The organism is Isoalcanivorax pacificus W11-5 (assembly GCF_000299335.2).
Classification (GTDB): domain Bacteria; phylum Pseudomonadota; class Gammaproteobacteria; order Pseudomonadales; family Alcanivoracaceae; genus Isoalcanivorax; species Isoalcanivorax pacificus.
In genome coordinates, this window is sequence record NZ_CP004387.1 from 1874069 (window position 1) to 1891569 (window position 17501).

The 17501-nt window shown below is 64.7% G+C and carries 19 protein-coding genes; 16 read left to right on the forward strand and 3 right to left on the reverse strand.

All coding sequences use genetic code 11. The annotated features are described in order from the left end of the window. The first annotated feature begins 22 nt into the window (after nucleotides 1-22). Nucleotides 23-946, forward strand: coding sequence for an N-acetylmuramoyl-L-alanine amidase (locus S7S_RS08435; protein ID WP_193786230.1), 924 nt, complete (start codon nucleotides 23-25; stop codon nucleotides 944-946). 12 nt (nucleotides 947-958) lie between these two features. Here S7S_RS08435 and S7S_RS08440 read toward each other — a convergent pair whose 3' ends face one another. Next, nucleotides 959-1561, reverse strand: a complete 603-nt coding sequence (locus S7S_RS08440) for a Maf family protein (protein WP_008735998.1) — start codon at nucleotides 1559-1561, stop codon at nucleotides 959-961. A gap of 148 nt (nucleotides 1562-1709) precedes the next feature. Here S7S_RS08440 and S7S_RS08445 point away from each other — a divergent pair, with 148 nt between their 5' ends. The 15 genes from S7S_RS08445 (at nucleotide 1710) to S7S_RS08515 (ending at nucleotide 15329) form a co-directional block, all read left to right on the forward strand. Further along, nucleotides 1710-2249, forward strand: coding sequence for a YceD family protein (locus S7S_RS08445; protein WP_008736001.1), 540 nt, complete (start codon nucleotides 1710-1712; stop codon nucleotides 2247-2249). 18 nt (nucleotides 2250-2267) lie between these two features. Next, nucleotides 2268-2462, forward strand: coding sequence for a 50S ribosomal protein L32 (gene rpmF, locus S7S_RS08450; RefSeq protein WP_008736003.1), 195 nt, complete (start codon nucleotides 2268-2270; stop codon nucleotides 2460-2462). A gap of 141 nt (nucleotides 2463-2603) precedes the next feature. Further along, nucleotides 2604-3626, forward strand: a complete 1023-nt coding sequence (gene plsX / locus S7S_RS08455; RefSeq protein WP_008736005.1) for a phosphate acyltransferase PlsX — start codon at nucleotides 2604-2606, stop codon at nucleotides 3624-3626. A gap of 82 nt (nucleotides 3627-3708) precedes the next feature. Continuing rightward, the gene (gene fabD, locus S7S_RS08460) at nucleotides 3709-4638 is read left to right on the forward strand and encodes an ACP S-malonyltransferase (protein WP_008736007.1); all 930 of its coding nucleotides are present in this window, start codon (nucleotides 3709-3711) and stop codon (nucleotides 4636-4638) included. A gap of 15 nt (nucleotides 4639-4653) precedes the next feature. Beyond that, nucleotides 4654-5400, forward strand: coding sequence for a 3-oxoacyl-ACP reductase FabG (gene fabG, locus S7S_RS08465; RefSeq protein WP_041025968.1), 747 nt, complete (start codon nucleotides 4654-4656; stop codon nucleotides 5398-5400). Nucleotides 5401-5562: 162 nt separating this feature from the next. Beyond that, nucleotides 5563-5796 carry an acyl carrier protein gene (gene acpP, locus S7S_RS08470; RefSeq protein ID WP_008736011.1) on the forward strand — a complete coding sequence of 78 codons (234 nt, stop codon included), beginning with the start codon at nucleotides 5563-5565 and terminating at the stop codon, nucleotides 5794-5796. Nucleotides 5797-6001: 205 nt separating this feature from the next. Further along, a complete protein-coding gene (gene fabF / locus S7S_RS08475) occupies nucleotides 6002-7240 on the forward strand; it encodes a beta-ketoacyl-ACP synthase II (protein WP_008736012.1) in 1239 nt (412 codons plus the stop codon). A 3-nt stretch (nucleotides 7241-7243) separates the two neighbouring features. Next, nucleotides 7244-8059, forward strand: coding sequence for an aminodeoxychorismate lyase (pabC, locus tag S7S_RS08480; RefSeq protein ID WP_041025969.1), 816 nt, complete (start codon nucleotides 7244-7246; stop codon nucleotides 8057-8059). Beyond that, nucleotides 8056-9138, forward strand: a complete 1083-nt coding sequence (gene mltG, locus S7S_RS08485) for an endolytic transglycosylase MltG (RefSeq protein ID WP_008736018.1) — start codon at nucleotides 8056-8058, stop codon at nucleotides 9136-9138. Before pabC ends, mltG begins: the two co-directional genes overlap by 4 nt. Next, on the forward strand, nucleotides 9135-9788 hold the full coding sequence (tmk, locus tag S7S_RS08490) for a dTMP kinase (protein WP_008736019.1): 654 nt from the start codon (nucleotides 9135-9137) through the stop codon (nucleotides 9786-9788). Before mltG ends, tmk begins: the two co-directional genes overlap by 4 nt. Next, on the forward strand, nucleotides 9785-10795 hold the full coding sequence (locus S7S_RS08495) for a DNA polymerase III subunit delta' (protein ID WP_238582953.1): 1011 nt from the start codon (nucleotides 9785-9787) through the stop codon (nucleotides 10793-10795). Before tmk ends, S7S_RS08495 begins: the two co-directional genes overlap by 4 nt. Nucleotides 10796-10985: 190 nt before the next feature. After that, on the forward strand, nucleotides 10986-11333 hold the full coding sequence (locus tag S7S_RS08500) for a PilZ domain-containing protein (RefSeq protein ID WP_008736021.1): 348 nt from the start codon (nucleotides 10986-10988) through the stop codon (nucleotides 11331-11333). Nucleotides 11334-11346: 13 nt separating this feature from the next. Beyond that, nucleotides 11347-12159, forward strand: coding sequence for a TatD family hydrolase (locus S7S_RS08505; protein WP_008736023.1), 813 nt, complete (start codon nucleotides 11347-11349; stop codon nucleotides 12157-12159). After that, nucleotides 12156-13499, forward strand: coding sequence for a DNA recombination protein RmuC (locus S7S_RS08510; RefSeq protein ID WP_008736025.1), 1344 nt, complete (start codon nucleotides 12156-12158; stop codon nucleotides 13497-13499). The genes S7S_RS08505 and S7S_RS08510 overlap by 4 nt, the downstream gene beginning before the upstream one ends. Nucleotides 13500-13688: 189 nt before the next feature. Beyond that, a complete protein-coding gene (locus tag S7S_RS08515; protein WP_008736028.1) occupies nucleotides 13689-15329 on the forward strand; it encodes a S1 family peptidase in 1641 nt (546 codons plus the stop codon). Between the two features lie 8 nt (nucleotides 15330-15337). Here S7S_RS08515 and S7S_RS08520 read toward each other — a convergent pair whose 3' ends face one another. Both S7S_RS08520 and S7S_RS08525 read right to left on the reverse strand, forming a co-directional pair. After that, the gene (locus tag S7S_RS08520; protein WP_008736031.1) at nucleotides 15338-16198 is read right to left on the reverse strand and encodes a hypothetical protein; all 861 of its coding nucleotides are present in this window, start codon (nucleotides 16196-16198) and stop codon (nucleotides 15338-15340) included. Nucleotides 16199-16204: 6 nt separating this feature from the next. Then, on the reverse strand, nucleotides 16205-17371 hold the full coding sequence (locus S7S_RS08525) for an aminotransferase class V-fold PLP-dependent enzyme (RefSeq protein ID WP_008736032.1): 1167 nt from the start codon (nucleotides 17369-17371) through the stop codon (nucleotides 16205-16207). Between the last annotated feature and the right edge of the window lie 130 nt (nucleotides 17372-17501).

The following is a 17501-nucleotide window of genomic DNA, read 5'->3' on the forward strand; positions in this document are numbered from 1 at the left end:
TCTGTGTCGGCCAGGGAGTGCCATGTCGTCAGGACGGTGCGTCATTCTGCTGTGCATGGCGGCGTTGCTCGCCGCCTGCACCCACTGGCCCGAGCGCCGCGATGGCTATCGGGTGGATCACCAGTACCCGGCCACTGCCTACAGTTCCCGCATCTATCATCTGGTGCTGCATTACACCAGCAGCGAGGAGCCGCGCGCGCTGCGTTCGCTGACCGGGCCGGAAGTCAGCAGTCATTATCTGGTGCCGGTGCCGCCCCGGGGCGAAACCCGCCCGGTGATTTACCAGATGGTGCCGGAACATGAGCGGGCCTGGCATGCCGGCGTCAGTGCGTGGGGCAGCCGCAGCAATATCAATGACACCTCCATCGGCATCGAAATCATCAACACAGGCCCGCGTGCGGCAGAGGGTGGCGTGGCCTGGGCGCCGTATCCGCCGGAGCAGATCGATGCGGTGATTGCGCTGGTGCGTGATCTGGTGCGCCGCTATGACATTGATCCGATCAATATCGTCGGGCATTCGGATGTGGCGCCGTTGCGCAAGGTGGACCCCGGTCCGGCGTTTCCCTGGAAGGCATTGTATGACGCCGGCCTGGGCGTCTGGCCGGAGGAGCGGGTGGTGCAGCGTTATCGTGACTGGTTCACACTGCTGCCGCCCACGTTAAGCGATGTGCAGGAGGCGCTGGCCACGTTCGGGTATCCGATTCGCCTGACCGGCGAGCCGGACCGGCAGACCTGCTCCACGGTGCAGGCGTTCCAGATGCGCTTCCGTCCGGCGGACTACCGTGGTGTGCCGGATGCCGAGACGGTGGCGATCCTGTGGGCCTTGCTGGAGCGTTATCGGCCGGCGTTATTGCCGCCGCTGGCCGAGTGGGACACGGGCGGCCCGCCGAGCTGGGCGGGCTGGAACGTGACCTGCCCGGTAATGCGCGACACCGGTCACGGCTGAGGCCACTGCTGATCAGCGTTCCGGGGGCAGTGCCACGCCTTCGGTGGCAAGAAAGTCGGTCAGCATGATCAGCGGCAGGCCGATCAGCGCATTCGGGTCGCGGCCTTCCAGGGCCTTGAACAGCACAATGCCCAACCCTTCGGACTTGAAGCTGCCGGCGCAATTGAGCGGCTGCTCCTGGTCCACGTAGCGCTCGATGGTCGCACGCGACAACCGGCGGAAATGCACGGTGAACGGCTCGCAGCCGCACTGGTCGCGCCCGGTGGCGCTGTTCAGCAGGCACAGGCCGGTCTGGAAGGTGACGGTGCTGTCGCTGCTGGCTTCGAGCTGGTGAATGGCCTTGTCGCGGCTGCCGGGCTTGCCGAGCACCTCGCCGTCTGCCGTCACGGCAACCTGATCAGAGCCGATGATCAGGGCGCCCGGGTATTCCTGGGCCACTGCGCGTGCCTTTTCCCGCGCCAGGCGCAGCACCAGTTCCACCGGCGTCTCGCCGGGGCGGCGGGATTCGTCGATATCCGGGCTGTGGCAGCTGAACGTCAGCCCCAGGCGCTGCAGCAGGCTGCGCCGGAACGGGGAGGAAGAGGCCAGAACGAGGGGCGGTGCGGCGGTTGTCATGGGGGCTCCGGTCGGGGTTTCACACCAGGTTTGTCGCAGTGTAACGCGACGGTTTTGACGCTGCACTGAAAAACCCTTTTTCATCAACGGCTTGGCTTTTAATTTACGCTTTGACAGGGGCGGGCTGCGGCCCTAGAATTGCGCGCTTATGTTTTCCGGGCAATTGCCGCATTACGTTGAGCCGCGCAAGCTGGCCGATCAAGGCGGTTCCATTGGTGGCCAGACCACTGTCGCAGCGCTTCCCCGACTGAGCGAGTTCGAGCAAAGTCAGGGCGAGCCGGTAGATGTCGCGCTCACGTTTGCGCGCAGCGACGAGGATGGCGTGCGCAGTGTCGAAGGCACCATCAGCACCCACCTGGTGTTGACCTGCCAGCGCTGCCTCGAGCCGGTCCGCTGCGGAATCACTGCCAGAGTACGCCTGGCACTGGTCTGGAGCGAAGACGATATTGATACGGTGCCGGATCGTTTTGATCCCTGGCTGGTGACGGACGACAAGATGCCGCTGGCGCCGCTGATGGAAGAAGAATTGCTGCTGGCGCTGCCGCTGGTCGCCATGCACGAGCAATGCCCGACGCAGCTTCCCACCACCACCCAGGTGGAGGAGGAAGAAGAAGCCGCGTCACAGGAACAGGCGGATAACCCTTTTGCAATACTGGCCACTCTCAAGAAACGGGACGGTCAGGAATAAGCCCCACAGGAGCGAACCATGGCAGTTCAACAGAATCGGAAAACCCGTTCCAAGCGTGACATGCGTCGCTCGCACGACGCCCTGTCCGCGCCGGCGCTGACCGAAGACACCAACACCGGTGAAGTGCACCGTCGCCACCACATTTCCCCGGACGGCATGTATCGCGGCCGCCAGGTGATCAAACAGGTGGAAGCGGACGACGACGAAGCGTAACGCACACACCACGGAAAACGGGAGCCGAGGCTCCCGTTTTTCGTTGCGCTGACATAACAGTTTCCGGATATGTCCAGCCCGTTGCGGCGATGTGACAAATCGGTTTGTATGTCGGCTTTATAAAAGCGGATGAGGGATTTCATGGCACAGGTCACGCTGGCTGTGGATGCCATGGGCGGGGATGCCGGTTTGCCGGTGACCGTGCCCGCAGTGGCGCAATTGCTGCAACAAGACGCCACCGTTGAAGTATTGATGGTGGGCCAGCCGGTACCTTTGGCGGCTGCACTGCGCGATGCAGGCCTGGCGCAGCACGCGCGGGTACGTGTCGTGCCGGCCAGTGACATCGTGACCATGGACGATCCGGTTGCGGTGGCGCTGCGCAATAAAAAGGATTCCTCCATGCGCGTGGCGGTCAATCAGCTACGCGACGGGCAGGCCCAGGCCGTGGTCAGCGCCGGCAATACCGGCGCGCTGATGGCCGTGAGCCGGTTTGTCCTGAAGACCTTGCCGGGCATCGAGCGCCCGGCCATCTGCACGGCCATTCCCACCCGCACCGGCCACTGCCACATGCTCGATCTGGGCGCGAATGTGGATTCCGAAGCCGAACACCTGTTGCAGTTTGCGCTGATGGGCGCCGCCGTGGTGCGCGCGCTGGATCGCATCGAGGCGCCGCGCGTGGCGCTGCTGAATATCGGCGAGGAAGACATCAAGGGTAATGACCTGATCAAACAGGCTGCGAAACTGTTGCAGGAACACCCGGCGCTGAATTACTGCGGCTTTATCGAAGGCAAGGGTATTTTCGACGGTGAGGCCGATGTGGTGGTCTGCGATGGCTTTGTCGGCAATGTGGCGCTGAAAACCATGGAAGGCACTGCCACCATGATCGGCCATATGCTGCGCACCGAAATCAGCAGCTCGTGGCTGAAAAAAGTCTCCGGCCTGCTGGCGCTGCCGGTCCTGCGCGGCCTGAAAAAGCGCATGGACCCGGAGCGCTACAACGGCGCCAGCCTGCTTGGCCTGAACGGTATCGTGGTGAAGAGCCACGGCGGGGCCGGTGTCAGCGGCTTCCTGGCGGCCCTGGAAGTGGCGGTGCGCGAGGCGGATCGCAATGTGCCGGCGCTGATTGGCGCCACCCTGGTGAACAAGAGCGACGGCACCGCATAAGATTTTGTTGCAACGCCGGCGCGCATCCCGTGGCCAGGCTGCGCATAATGCCGCCGGCAAGAGCACCCAGAACGGAGCGCCTATGAGCAAGACAGCTTTTCTGTTTCCCGGCCAGGGTTCCCAGGCCGTCGGCATGCTCGCCGACTATCGGGACGAGTCGGTACTGCAGCACACCTTCAATGAAGCCTCCGGCGCCCTGGGCTATGACCTGTGGAAGCTGGTGCAGGAAGGCCCGGAGAGCGACCTCAACAGCACCGACAAGACCCAGCCGGCGCTGTTGACCGCCGGGGTGGCGCTGTGGCGTCTGTGGCAGCATCGTGGCGGTGCGCGCCCGGACATGCTGGCCGGCCACAGTCTGGGGGAATACACCGCGCTGTGCTGCGCGGGCGTGCTCACCCTGGGTGATGCCGTGCGCCTGGTGGAGAAGCGGGGGCAACTGATGCAGAGTGCCGTGCCGGAAGGGCAGGGCAGCATGGCCGCCATTCTCGGCCTGGAAGACGAACAGGTGCGCGCCGCCTGCGCTGAAGCGGCCAACGGCGACGTGGTGGAAGCGGTCAATTTCAACGCACCGGGCCAGGTGGTGATTGCCGGCAGCGTGGCCGCCGTACAACGGGCCGTGGAAGCCTGCAAGGCGGCCGGTGCCAAGCGTGCCATGCCGCTGCCGGTCAGCGTGCCGTCGCACTGCGCACTGATGCGCCCGGCAGCGGAGCAACTGGTCGGCGTGATCGGTGGCCTGCGCCTGCATGAGCCGGAGATCGCTGTCATCAATAACGTCGACGTCGCCGTGGAAACTGATGTGGGCCGCGTGACCGACGCGCTGGTCCGGCAGCTCTATTCGCCGGTGCGCTGGGCGGAAACAGTACAGAAACTGGCCGCCGACGGTGTGACGCTGGCCTACGAATGCGGCCCGGGCAAAGTGCTGGCCGGGCTGGTGAAACGGATTGATCGCAGCGTTGAAGTGGTGGCGCTGGAGAATGCCGCCGCGTTGCAGGCTGCAACGCCGGATGCCTGAATCACAGGAGCAGAAATGAGCGAGACACAAGGCAGGATTGCACTGGTTACCGGCGCCAGCCGTGGCATTGGCAAGGCGATTGCCGCAATGCTGGCGGGGCAGGGTTTCATTGTGGTCGGCACCGCCACCACGGAAGCCGGTGCGGCCGGTATCACCGAGGCGCTGGCCGCGCAGGGTAACGCCGGCGGTGGTGTGGTGATGGATGTCAGCGACAGCGAATCCGTTACCCGCGCCATGGCTGAAGTCCAGGAGCGCTTTGGCGCACCGCTGGTGCTGGTGAACAATGCCGGTATCACCCGTGACAACATCATGTTGCGCATGAAGGAAGATGAATGGGATGCGGTGATCAACACCAACCTGAATGCACTGTTCAGGGTCACCCGTGCCTGCCTGAAGGGCATGACCAAGGCACACAGGGGACGCATCATCACCATCAGTTCAGTCGTTGGCGTGATGGGCAATGCCGGCCAGGCCAACTATGCTGCCGCCAAGGGTGGTGCTGAAGGTTTCAGCCGCGCGCTGGCGCGTGAGCTGGGCTCGCGGGCGATCACGGTGAACACGGTTGCACCGGGTTTTATCCAGACGGACATGACCGATGCGCTGGCCGAAGGGCAGCGTGATGGCCTGTTGGCACAGATCCCGCTAGGCCGTCTCGGGCAGGCGGATGAAGTCGCCAGCGCGGTGTCGTGGCTGGCATCAGAAGGGGCCGGTTATGTCACTGGCACGACCATTCATGTCAATGGTGGCATGTTCACTGGTTGATTGGCGTTGAAGATTGCTTTACAGGTTGTTGATATTTATAGCGAATAATTCGCAACATACGCGCAGCGGGTGGTCGGGATCGCGGCTTGCATGGGCAAACAGCGTTCACCTAGAATAGCCGCCTGAGGTGCATGGACACCACAACAGGAGAGAGTCAGGATCATGAGCAGCATTGAAGAAAGGGTCGCCAAGATCATCATCGAGCAGCTGGGTGTCAAACCGGAAGACGTGAAGCCGGAAGCATCCTTCGTGGAAGACCTGGGCGCCGACTCGCTGGATACGGTTGAGCTGGTGATGGCCCTCGAAGAGGAATTCGAAACCGAGATTCCCGACGAGGAAGCCGAAAAGATCAGCACCGTTCAGGCTGCCATCGACTACGTCAAGCAACACGCCTGATCCGGCTCTGGCCTGATCAAATAAAAAAACCGCAGGTTCACGGTGTGAACTTGCGGTTTTTTTATGCGTGTTGCGTTGCGCGCGACGCCGCTCGTCGCGTGTCCTCGCGAAGGCAGCGCCGCATTGACTAATTGACACAACTTTCCGGCATGCTGCGCAGCGGTTTTTCGTATACTGCGCGCAACGTGTGGATGGAGGAATGGCAGTGACAAGACGTCGAGTAGTCGTCACCGGCATGGGCATGCTCAGTCCGATGGGTACTGATGTGGCATCGGGGTGGGAGAACATCCTGGCCGGCAAAAGCGGTATTCGCCCGATAACGCATTTTGATCCGGAAGGCATGTCCACCCGCATTGTCGGTACCGTGCCGGAATTCGATATCGAGCAATACCTGCCAGCCAAGGATGCACGCAAGATGGATATCTTCGTGCAGTATGGCCTGGCGGCCGCCGTACAGGCGATTCGTGACGCCGGCCTGACCGACCAGGAAGCAGATGCCGACCGTATCGGCATTGCCATCGGCTCCGGTATCGGTGGCCTCACCGGCATCGAGGAAAACCACAAGAAAATGCTCGACGGTGGCCCGCGCAAGGTGTCGCCGTTTTTTGTGCCAGGCAGCATCATCAACATGATCGCCGGCAACCTCTCGATCATGTACGGCTACCGTGGCCCGAACTTCGCTACCGTCACTGCCTGCACCACCGGCACCCACAGCATCGGGCTGGCGGCGCAGCAGGTAATGCACGGTGTGGCCGACGTGATGATTGCCGGCGGCTCGGAAAAAGCCTCCTGCGCGCTGGGCATGGCCGGCTTCGCCGCTGCCCGCGCCATGTCGACCCGCAACGACGAACCGGAAAAAGCCAGCCGGCCATGGGACCGTGACCGTGACGGTTTTGTCCTGTCCGACGGCGCCGGCATCATGGTGCTGGAAGAGTACGAACACGCCAAAGCCCGTGGCGCGAAAATCTACGCCGAACTGATCGGCTTCGGCATGAGCGGCGACGCCTACCACATGACCTCGCCGCCGGAAGACGGCGCCGGTGCCGCGCTGTCCATGCAGTGTGCGCTGCGGGATGCCGGTATCGCCCCGGAGCAGGTCGGCTATATCAACGCCCACGCCACCTCCACCAAGGCCGGCGATATCGCCGAGGTGCGCGCCATCCGTTCCGTGTTCGGGGCGCATGCCGAACAGCTCGCGGTCAGCTCCACCAAATCCATGACCGGGCATCTGCTGGGCGCAGCCGGTGCAGTGGAGGCGATCATCTGCATGCTGGCCCTGCGCGACGGCATGCTGCCGCCGACCATCAACCTGGATAACCCGGATGATGGCTGCGACCTGAACCTGATCCCTCACACCGCGCTCAAGCGCGAGGTGGAGGTGGCGTTGTCCAACTCGTTCGGCTTTGGTGGCACCAACGCATCGCTGCTGTTTCGCCGCGTGTAACCGATGGCGCCCCTGAAAGGACTCTGGGAGCCCTCCCTGGCCGCAGATGATCGCGGCCTGGCCTACGGCGACGGCTGCTTTGAAACCCTGCGCCTGAGCCCCGCCGGTGCCCCCCTGTGGCCCTGGCACCGGCGACGCCTGCTCGCCGGTGCGGCGGCCCTGGCCATTCCCCTCACAGAGGACACGCTGGACGAGGCCCTGCGGCAGGCGCTGACGTGCTGCGAGGGGGCGGCCGTACTGAAGCTGATCCTCACCCGCGGCAGTGGCGGGCGTGGCTACGCCGCGCCCGAGCCGTGCGAGCCACGTCTGCTGGCCAGCCTGCACCCGCTGCCGGCGCGTCCCGCTGCCCACTACCGTGACGGGCTGGCCACTGGCCTGTGCCAGTTGCGCCTGGCGCAACAGCCAGCGCTGGCGGGCCTGAAACATCTCAATCGCCTGGAACAGGTGCTGGCACGTCGAGAAGTGCAGCAGGCGGGCTGGGATGAAGGGCTGCTGCTGGACAGCGCGGGGGCGCCGGTGGAATTCACCAGCATGAATCTGTTCGCCCGGTTCGGTGACACCCTGTGGACACCACCGCTGACCCAATGCGGCGTGGCCGGTGTGGCACGGGCGCTGATTCTTGAGCAGCTGGCCGCCGGCGCGGGCCTGGCAACCACCGTGCAGATGCGTTCACTGTCACAGCTGGAAGCGGCCGATGAGGTTTTTGCCTGCAACAGTGTTGCCGGAATCCTGCCGGTCCGTACACTGGCAGACTGGCAGTGGCCCGTGGGGAGGGCTACCTTGGCGCTACAGTCCGGGTGGGCACAGATATTCCAATGAAAGAACGCCATATCAAGTATTTCGTACTGCTGAGCTTCATGCTGTTGATCACCGTGCCCATGGGCTTTGCCTGGCTGGCCGGCCACCTGCATGAACCGTTGGAGACCGAGCAGGAATATCTGCTCGATGTGCCGCGAGGCAGCAGCCTGTTTTCAGTGATACGCCGGCTGTCCGCCGATGGCCTGCTGGGCGAACCGTCGGAGGCGCGCCTGCGTCGCATGGCGGTGCGTGTCTACGCCTTCACCAATGAAGATGCGCGGCATATCCATGCCGGCGAGTATCGCATCCGCCCCGGCGAAAACCTGTCCATGCTGCTCGACAAGCTGGAAAACGGTGATGTGATCCAGCGTGCCTTCACCATCGTCGAGGGCAGCACCTTTCGCGATATCCGTCGCCAGTTTGCCAGCGCGGCGGGCCTGACGCTGGTCACCGAGAACCTCAGTGACCGGCAGATCATGTCCGAGCTGGGGCGGCCTGACCGGCACCCGGAAGGCTGGTTTTCACCGGACACCTATTTCTACACCCGCGGCGAGACCGATCTGGCCCTGCTGGGCCGGGCGCTGGCGCGGCAGGAAACGATTCTGGAAAAAGCCTGGGCACAACGTGCTGAAGGCCTGCCGTACAGTGATCCGTACGACGCACTGATCATGGCCTCGATCGTGGAGCGCGAAACCGGCGTGCCGGAAGAGCGCGACCAGATTGCCGGCGTGTTCGTCAGCCGTCTGGAGAAGGGCATGCGCCTGCAGACTGACCCGACCGTGATCTACGGCATGGGCGAGCGCTACCAGGGCCGCATCCGCAGCGCAGACCTGCGCGAAGCGACACCGTACAACACCTACGTGATCGCTGGCATGCCGCCCACCCCCATTGCCATGCCGGGGGCGGCCGCCATCCAGGCAGCGGTGAACCCGAAGCGCACGGCGGCGCTGTTCTTCGTCGCCCGGGGCGACGGCTCGCACGTGTTCTCGGAGACTCTGCGCGAGCACCAGGAAGCCGTGCGGCGCTACCAGCTCAACCGCCGGGAGGATTACCGCTCCTCACCGGCACCGTTACCGGTGCCTGACGTGGAGCAGCCATGACCTCCGCGCGTGGTTGTTTTATTACCTTCGAGGGTGTCGAGGGCGCCGGCAAATCCAGCAATCTGGCCTGGACGGCAGAGTTGCTGCGCGCCAACCAGATTGAAGTGCTGATCACCCGCGAGCCGGGTGGCACACCTTTCGCCGAGGCGATCCGGGACCTGCTGCTGCGCGACCAGCCAGAGCCGGTCGCCCCGGCCACTGAACTGCTGCTGATCTTCGCCGCCCGGGCACAGCATATTGCCCAGGTGATCGAGCCGGCGCTGGCCGCCGGCAAGTGGGTGCTGTGTGATCGGTTCACCGATGCCACCTATGCCTACCAGGGCGGCGGGCGCGGCTTGCCGCAGGCGCATATCGCCACCCTGGAGCAACTGGTGCAGGGCGCCTTGCGTCCCGACCGTACCCTGCTGTTTGACCTGCCGGTGGCGGAAGGGCTGCGCCGGGCCGGCAAGCGGGGTGCTCTGGACCGCTTCGAGCGCGAAGAGCAGGCCTTCTTCGAACGCATCCGCGAACACTATCTGGCCCGGCAACAGGCCGAGCCGGCACGCTTTTCCCTGATCGATGCTGCCGCGCCCCTGGACGAGGTCCGCGAGCGCGTGCAGCAGGTGATTGATGACATCGTACGTGGCTACGCCACTGGAGCTGCATCGTGAGCGAGACGGCCGCCGTCCAGGCGCCTTGCCCCTGGCACCGCGATACCCTGAACCAGTTGGTGGCCCGTCGCGACGACGGCAGGCTGCCTCATGCCCTGTTGCTGGCCGGGCCGGCCGGCATCGGCAAGGCGCGCCTGGCGCTGGCGCTGGTGCAGCTGCTGTTGTGCGAGTCGCCCCGTGGCGGCCTGGCCTGTGGCCGCTGCCACGCGTGCCACATGAGCACGGCCGGCACGCACCCGGACCTGTGGCTGGTGGAACCGGCCGAGACCGGCAAGATGATCCGCATCGACCAGATCCGGGAACTGGTGGATTTCGCTGGCCGCACCCCGCAATACGGTGGTTATCGCGTGGCGCTGATCATGCCGGCCCAGTCGATGAACCGCGCCGCGCAGAATGCCTTGCTGAAAACCCTGGAAGAACCGGGCGCAAACACCTTGCTGCTGCTGGTCTGCGATCAGGTCAGCCAGTTGCTGCCCACCGTGCGCAGCCGTTGCCAGCAGCAGTTGCTGCCCGTGCCGCCGCAGGCGCAGGCAGAACCGTGGCTGGCACAGCAACTGGCCGTGCCGGAGCGCGCCGCACCGTTGCTGGCTGCGGCCGGGGGGGCGCCACTGAAAGCGCTGGCGCTGGAGCAGGCCGACTGGTTCGCCGAACGTGGCGCACTGGTGCAGGTACTGGCCCGGGTAGGCACCGGGCAGGCGAGTGTGGCCGTGGTGGCCCGGCAACTGGCGACGCACGACACCGGCGACCTGCTGGAAGCCTGCTACGGCTGGGTGCGGCAGGCGCTGCGCCTGGCGGGTGGGGCGCCACTGGTCAGCGATCCGGAACTGAACCAGCCGCTGAAGCATCTGGCGGCGGTCGGCCCGGCCCGGCTGCTGGATTTCGCCGGGGCCGTGTCGCGCGCCCGGCGGCTGGCGCGCTCCGGCGCCAACCCGAATCGTGATCTGCTGCTGGAACAGATGCTGCTGGTGCTGGCGGGCAGCCAGTCGCTTGACGCGCTGCAGGCTTGACGGGCTGCGTCATGGCACGGAAGCTGCACTGCTCCGCTACAAAGACCCCGGTCAACGGGGCGGATGAGAAGGGCACAGGCTCGCCTGTCGCGGGGCCGGGTGCTATGGTGCTGCGGGACGGCCCGGCCGGCGTGAAGGAACCTGCGCCGGCGGCGGATGTCTCGATTGATATCCTGAATTGGGGTTGCTTATGAAAATGCCTGGCGGTCGCAGCGGCATCCTGTCGCTGACCATCAAGGACAAGGCAGTGCTGTACTCGGCCTACATGCCGTTCATCAAACACGGTGGCCTGTTCATTCCCACCACCAAGGACTACAAGCTGGGCGAGGAAATTTTCCTGCTGCTGAGCCTGATGGAAGAGTCCGAAAAGATCCCGGTAGCCGGCAAGGTGGTCTGGATCACCCCGCGCGGCGCCCAGGGCAACCGCACTGCCGGTATCGGCGTGCAGTTCTCCGACCAGGATGACATTGCCCGCCGGACCATCGAGAATTACCTGGCTGGCTCGCTGGAGTCAGACCGACCCACCCACACCATGTAACACGGACGCGCCCATGAATGCTTCCGTACACCCGGCCGTGGCAGGCCTGGTGGATTCCCATTGTCATCTGGACCGCCTGGACCTGACGGCCCACGACGGCGACTTCGATGCGATGATGCGCGCGGCGGCCGAAGCCGGTGTATCGCACATGCTGTGTATCGGCGTCGACCTGGAAAGTTTTCCGCAGGTGCTGGCGGTGGCGGAAACCTGGCCGCAGGTGTATGCCACGGTCGGTGTGCATCCGCTGTACCGCAAGTCCCGCGCCGCCACCACCGAAGAACTGGTGCGCCATGCACAGCATCCGAAAGTGGTCGCCATCGGTGAAACCGGGCTGGATTATTTCTACGCGGGCGATGACCCGAGCTGGCAACACGAGCGCTTTGTGGCGCACATCCTGGCTGCACGCCAGACCGGCCTGCCGCTGGTGATCCACACCCGCGACGCGCGTGCCGATACGTTGGCCATGCTGCGCGAGCACGGCGGTGGCGAGGTGCGCGGTGTGCTGCACTGTTTCACCGAAGACCTGGCGATGGCCGAAGCCGCTATCGCGATGGGCTTCATGATTTCCATTTCCGGCATCGTCACCTTCCGCAATGCCGAACCGCTGCGCGACGTAGTGCGCGCACTGCCCCTGGAACACCTGCTGATTGAAACCGACTCGCCCTGGCTGGCGCCGGTGCCCCATCGCGGCAAACAGAATGAACCGCGTTTCGTCGCCGATGTGGCGCGCTGCGTGGCCGGGCTCAAAGGTGTGCCGGTAGAGCATGTCGCCGCCTGTACGCGTGACAATTTCTTTCGCCTGTTCAACAAGGCCCGCCCGGTATGACCGACAGCACGTTATTGATTGGCGCCCTCGCGGCCTTGCTGGGGCTGTTGCTCGGCGTTGCGCTGATGTTCTGGCGTTCACGCGGCGCCACGTCGCAGGTGCAGTCGCTGCAACAGGCCCTGGCCGCCGCCCAGGCGCAACAACAGGCCGGCGAGCAACGTGTGGCCGAACAGGCCACGCAAACCAGTGCCGCGCAGCAGGCGTTGCAGCAGGCGCAGGGCAGGGTGGCGGAATTGCAGGCGCAACTGGCCCGGCTGGAAGAGAGGCAACAGTCGCAACAGGAAAAAATCGCCTGGGTGGAACAGAGCCGCGAGCAGTTGCGACAGGAATTCGAGCAGCTTTCCGCGCGGATATTTGAAACCCGCAGCCAGCAGTTGCAGGAACAGAACCGCACCGGGCTGGATGACCTGCTGAAACCGTTCCGCGAGCAGATTGCGGATTTCCGCCGCCGTGTCGACATGATCCACGGTGAGGATGCCCGCCAGCAGGCGACGCTGACCGAACAGATTCGCGGCCTGCATGCCCTGCATCAACAGATGCATGAGGACGCGCGCAACCTGACCAATGCACTGAAAGGCCAGACCAAGACCCAGGGCAACTGGGGCGAGATGATTCTGGAGCGCATCCTGGAAGAATCCGGTCTGGTGCGTGGGCGCGAATACGATACGCAGGTATCCTTGACCGGCGATGAAGGCGAGCGGCGCCAGCCGGATGTGATCGTACACCTGCCGGACGACAAGGACGTGATCATCGACAGCAAGGTGTCGCTGCTGGCCTATGAACGCTTCTGCAGCGAAGAAAACGATGATGTGCGGCGTCTGGCACTGGACGAACACATCCAGTCCCTGCGCAACCATATCCGCGGGCTGAACCGGAAAAACTACGAGGGCCTCAGCGGCGTGCGCACGCTGGATTTCGTGCTGCTGTTCATCCCCATCGAGGCGGCGTTCCTGATTGCCATGGAACACGAGCCGACGCTGTACAACGACGCCTACAACCGCAACATCGTGCTGGTCAGCCCGACCACGCTGCTGGTCACCCTGCGCACCATCAACAACATCTGGCGCTACGAATACCAGAACCGCAACGCGATCACGATTGCCGACCGCGCCGGCCGCATCTGCGACCAGATTTCGCTGCTGGAAGAATCCCTGCGCGAGGTGGGCGACCGCATCAGCAAGGCCCACGATGCCTGGGAAACCAGCTACAAGCGGCTGTCCGACGGCCGTGGCAACCTGCTGCGCCAGGCGCATCAATTGCGAGACCTGGGGGCGAAAGCGCGACGGACACTGCCAGCACCCCAAGACAACGATGAAGACGACGAGCCAGAAACTGACTGACACCTGAGCGGGCAGGCGGTGTGCTGTGAAGCAGGCCGGCTGTTCCCTGAGACCTCTTTCGCAAGTTTTTTTCCCTGGCCGCGTGAAAGCGAGCCACCCATCACAGAACAGCCTTTTCGGCCTGTACGCCCCTCAAGTTCTCCGCCAGATTACCGATTACAAAAATCATAAATCTAGGAATAAAGTGCTATGTTTCGCTTGCTGGGCTTTGGCCTGGTCATGGCTTTGTGCCTGACCAGCCAGGGGGTGGCGGGGGGCGAGGTCGAAGCACGGGTCATCGGCGGAACGGAAATCGAGCAAGGCAACAAGTGGCCCTGGATGGCCGCGGTGAACTATGTGCCCGGTCCTGAAAGCACCCGCAAGTCCCTGATCTGTGGGGGTACGCTGATCGCACCGCGCTGGGTGCTGACAGCGGCGCACTGTGTCATCAACAGCCAGGGGCAGCGTACGCTGCCAGACAACCTGCTGGTGGTTGTGGGCAGTGCCCACCGCGACGGCAGTGGCGGGGAGCATCTGCGCGTCGCCGCCGTACGAACCCATCCGAATTACAACCGCGACGGTCTGCATAACGACATTGCGCTGCTGCAACTGGCCAGCCCGGCCACAGTGGCGCCGGTGAACGTGGCGGGTGCCGCGCAACTCGATTACCTCGGTGCGGTGGGTCGCAACGCGCTGTTCACGGCACTGGGCTGGGGGCGCACCCGCGCCAACGACCCGGCCAGCGGCGCGCGGCTGCTGCATGAAGTCTCGCTGGGCTATGTGCCGGGCAAACAGTGCCGCAGCACCTGGCGCAGCGTGACCGGCAGCCAGATCTGTGCCGGCGGTGCGGGGGCAGTGGATACCTGCACCGGCGACAGTGGCGGCCCGCTGGTGCTCGAGCATGACGGCACCCAGTGGCTGGTGGGCATCACCAGCTATGGCGCCCAGGAGTGTGGCAGCCCCGGTGTGCCGGGCGTCTACACTTCGGCAGCGTCCTTCTCCGGGTGGATGGAACAGACCGCGACCGGGCAACTGGTAGACCTGGCATCCAGCAGCCGTTCTGACAACACCTCCGGCAGCCGTTTCACGACACGCGTGGTCACCAGTGCGATCAGCAATGAGAGTGCACTGACACAGGCCTCGGCGGTGGGCTGGCGTCTGCGTTCGGATGCCCCGGTGTCGGTACGCAGCCTGGACGGCCTGACCTGCACCCAGCGAGGCGGCATCACTGACTGCCGTTCGCAGACCGTGCTGTCGGTGGGGCAGCAGGCAAACCCGCGCCGCTTCGAGATCAGCTATAGCGGCCAGACGGATGCCGATGTCGAGCTAGAAGTGACGCCGATTGCCAGCCAGCACAATTATCGCCAGCGCGCCAATGATGTGATTGGCCTGCGTTTCTCTGAAAAACCGGACCTGAGCCTGCACCTGCTGCGCGAAGTGCTCGCCGATCGTCGTGCCCGCGTGACAGTGCAACTGGCCAACGACGCGCCGCATGTGGCGGCCGAGGGTACGCAGTTGCGAGTGTTCCTGCCAGGCGGCACGCGCATTGCGAACCTGGAGGCCGCAGGCTGTGTGAACGGGGTGCCGGTGGTCTGCGATCTCGGCACGCTGCGTCCGGAAGAAGCACGCGATCTGCCGCTGGATATTGAAGTGGGCAGTGGCGAGGGCGAGTTGCGTTTTGAACTGGCGGCACGCAATGGCAGCTACCCGCTCAGTGACGCAGAGCGCTCGATGCCTGCGTCTGGCCTGCTGGCATCTGCCCGCAGTGGCGGCGGCGGTGGTGGCAGCCTGGGATGGCTGGCGTTGCCGGCGCTGGCACTGTTGCGATTACTGCGTCAGCGCCGGCATTGATTGAGGTGTCAGGCTTCCCGATCGGCCCGGGCTTCCCGGGCCGTTTCGTTCTGGCGCGGGGCGGCTTCGTCGAGCGCACCGAGGCTGCCTTTCCAGGGCAGCAGCCGGATGCGGCGGTCGTCGTTATGGTCCACGAACGGGTATTTGACGATATCGAAGTAGGGTGAGTGATCGAAATCCGCCGGATAGAAAATACGCGGATGGCGGCGGTACAGCCGGCTGATATCGGTCTCGGTCCGCTTGACCAGCGGCAGTACCGGAAACTGGATGAACGAGAAGGCCTCGCCAACAGCGCTGCCGGTGAGCATGCGCAGCGTGCGGCCTGCCAGCCGCGCGAACAGCCCGGTACGCCAGCGGCGCGGCACCAGCCCCCAGGGCAGCAGCAGGCGCAAGCCTTCCCTGAGTGTCAGCGGCGGCACGACGCCAAGGCGGCTGATGGCGTAGCGGATCACGGTCTGTGCATCGTCGCCGCGCATGCCGCGCGGGCGGCAGATGCGCAGGTGTTCTTCCTGCAATTCCGACAGCGCATCCAGACACAGCCCGCGTGACGGTATGGCGCGCAGGATCAGCTGCGTGTCCGGTTCACAGGCGAAATATTCGGTGATGGTGGCGCGCAGCGCCGCGTCACGGATTTCATGCAGACGTCCTAGATAGAGCACCGCCTGCGACCAGCGGCTGGTGGTGATACCACGAACGCGCTCATCCAGCCGTGTGCGGCCGTCCACCAGCAACACATCGCAGGGGCGCAGCAATTGCCGCACCCGCTCGAAATCGGACAGGCGAGGGGTGGCGCCGGGCTGCTCGGATTCCAGCCAGCCCGCCAGGGTCGGCCAGTCTGCGGTATCAGAAAAATCGGGGTCTGCACTCATGGCCGGCTATGCTAGCAGCAATCCCAGGGCATGGTCGATGACTGATTGGTCAGTGTAGAAGTGCGGTGACAGCCGAATGCCGCCGCCGCGCCTGGCGCAGACTACGCCCGCGGCCCGCAGACGCTCGAAGCAGGCCTCCAGTGGCTCATCCGGGCGCCAGGTGACAATGCCGGCGCGGCGGCCGGCGTCGGCCGGGCTGAGCACGGTGCCACGGCCGCTGGCGCGCAGTTGCCGGTCGATATAGTCGGTCCGCGCCAGCAGTGCCTCGCTGACCTGTTCCATGCCCACTTCCAGCAACAGCGACAGGCTGGCCGACAGCGCGTGGGTGGCGAGCATGTTCGGGCTGCCGCATTCAAAGCGCCGGGCGCTCTGTGCCGGTGTCCAGTCGTCGCGGTCGTAGTTGCCGGCGTCTTCGATCATGTGCCAGCCATACTGTGTCAGCGCGAGCTGTTCGCGCACGCTGTCGCGGCAGTAGAACAGTGCCAGCCCCTCGGGCCCGAGCATCCATTTGTGGCCATCGGCGACAACGAAATCCGCGCAGCAGGCCTGCACGTCAAACGGCAGGGCGCCCAGGCTCTGGATGGCGTCGACGCAGAACAGCGTGCCGTTGGCCCGGCAGGCGTCGCCCAGCCGGGCCAGGTCCATGCGCAGGCCGGTGCCGTACTGCACCGAGCTGATCGACAGCAGACGGGTGCGGGGCGTCAGTGCCGCGATCAGGGCACCTTCCGGATCGTCCCCGCTGATGTCCACGCACAGGGTGTCGACACCGCGCGGGCGTAATGCCTGCCAGGGAATGCGGTTGGAGGGAAATTCCTGATCACTGGTCACGATCCTGTCCCCGGCCTGCCAGGGCAGGCCGGCGGCGATCAGCGACAGCCCCTCGGAGGTGTTCTTCAGCAGCGCAATGTCGTCTGTGGAGGGCGCGTTGATCAGGGTGCACAGTTGCGCACGCAAACGCGCTTCCATGGCATGCCAGCGTGGATAATCCGCAGCGCCACGGGTGACGTTTTCCTGCGCGAAGGCGGTGATGGCCTCCAGCGTGCGTCCGGGCCACGGTGCCACGGCGGCATGGTTGAGATAGCAGAGGTCCGCTGCCAGCGGAAATTCTGCGGCGATCTCCGCAGCCGGTGCCGGCAGGACCTGGGACAAGGGGAGGGAGGAACGGGATGCCATGCTGTGCCTCGTTGCCATTCGGGACGGTTGGCGTATCATCGCGCCGGGCCTGTTCTGATCGGTAGCCTTGGTCAGTGTCCCGTCATGGTAGTGCTTTTGCCCGGTGGCGGGCAGTGGGCTAGACTTCCGT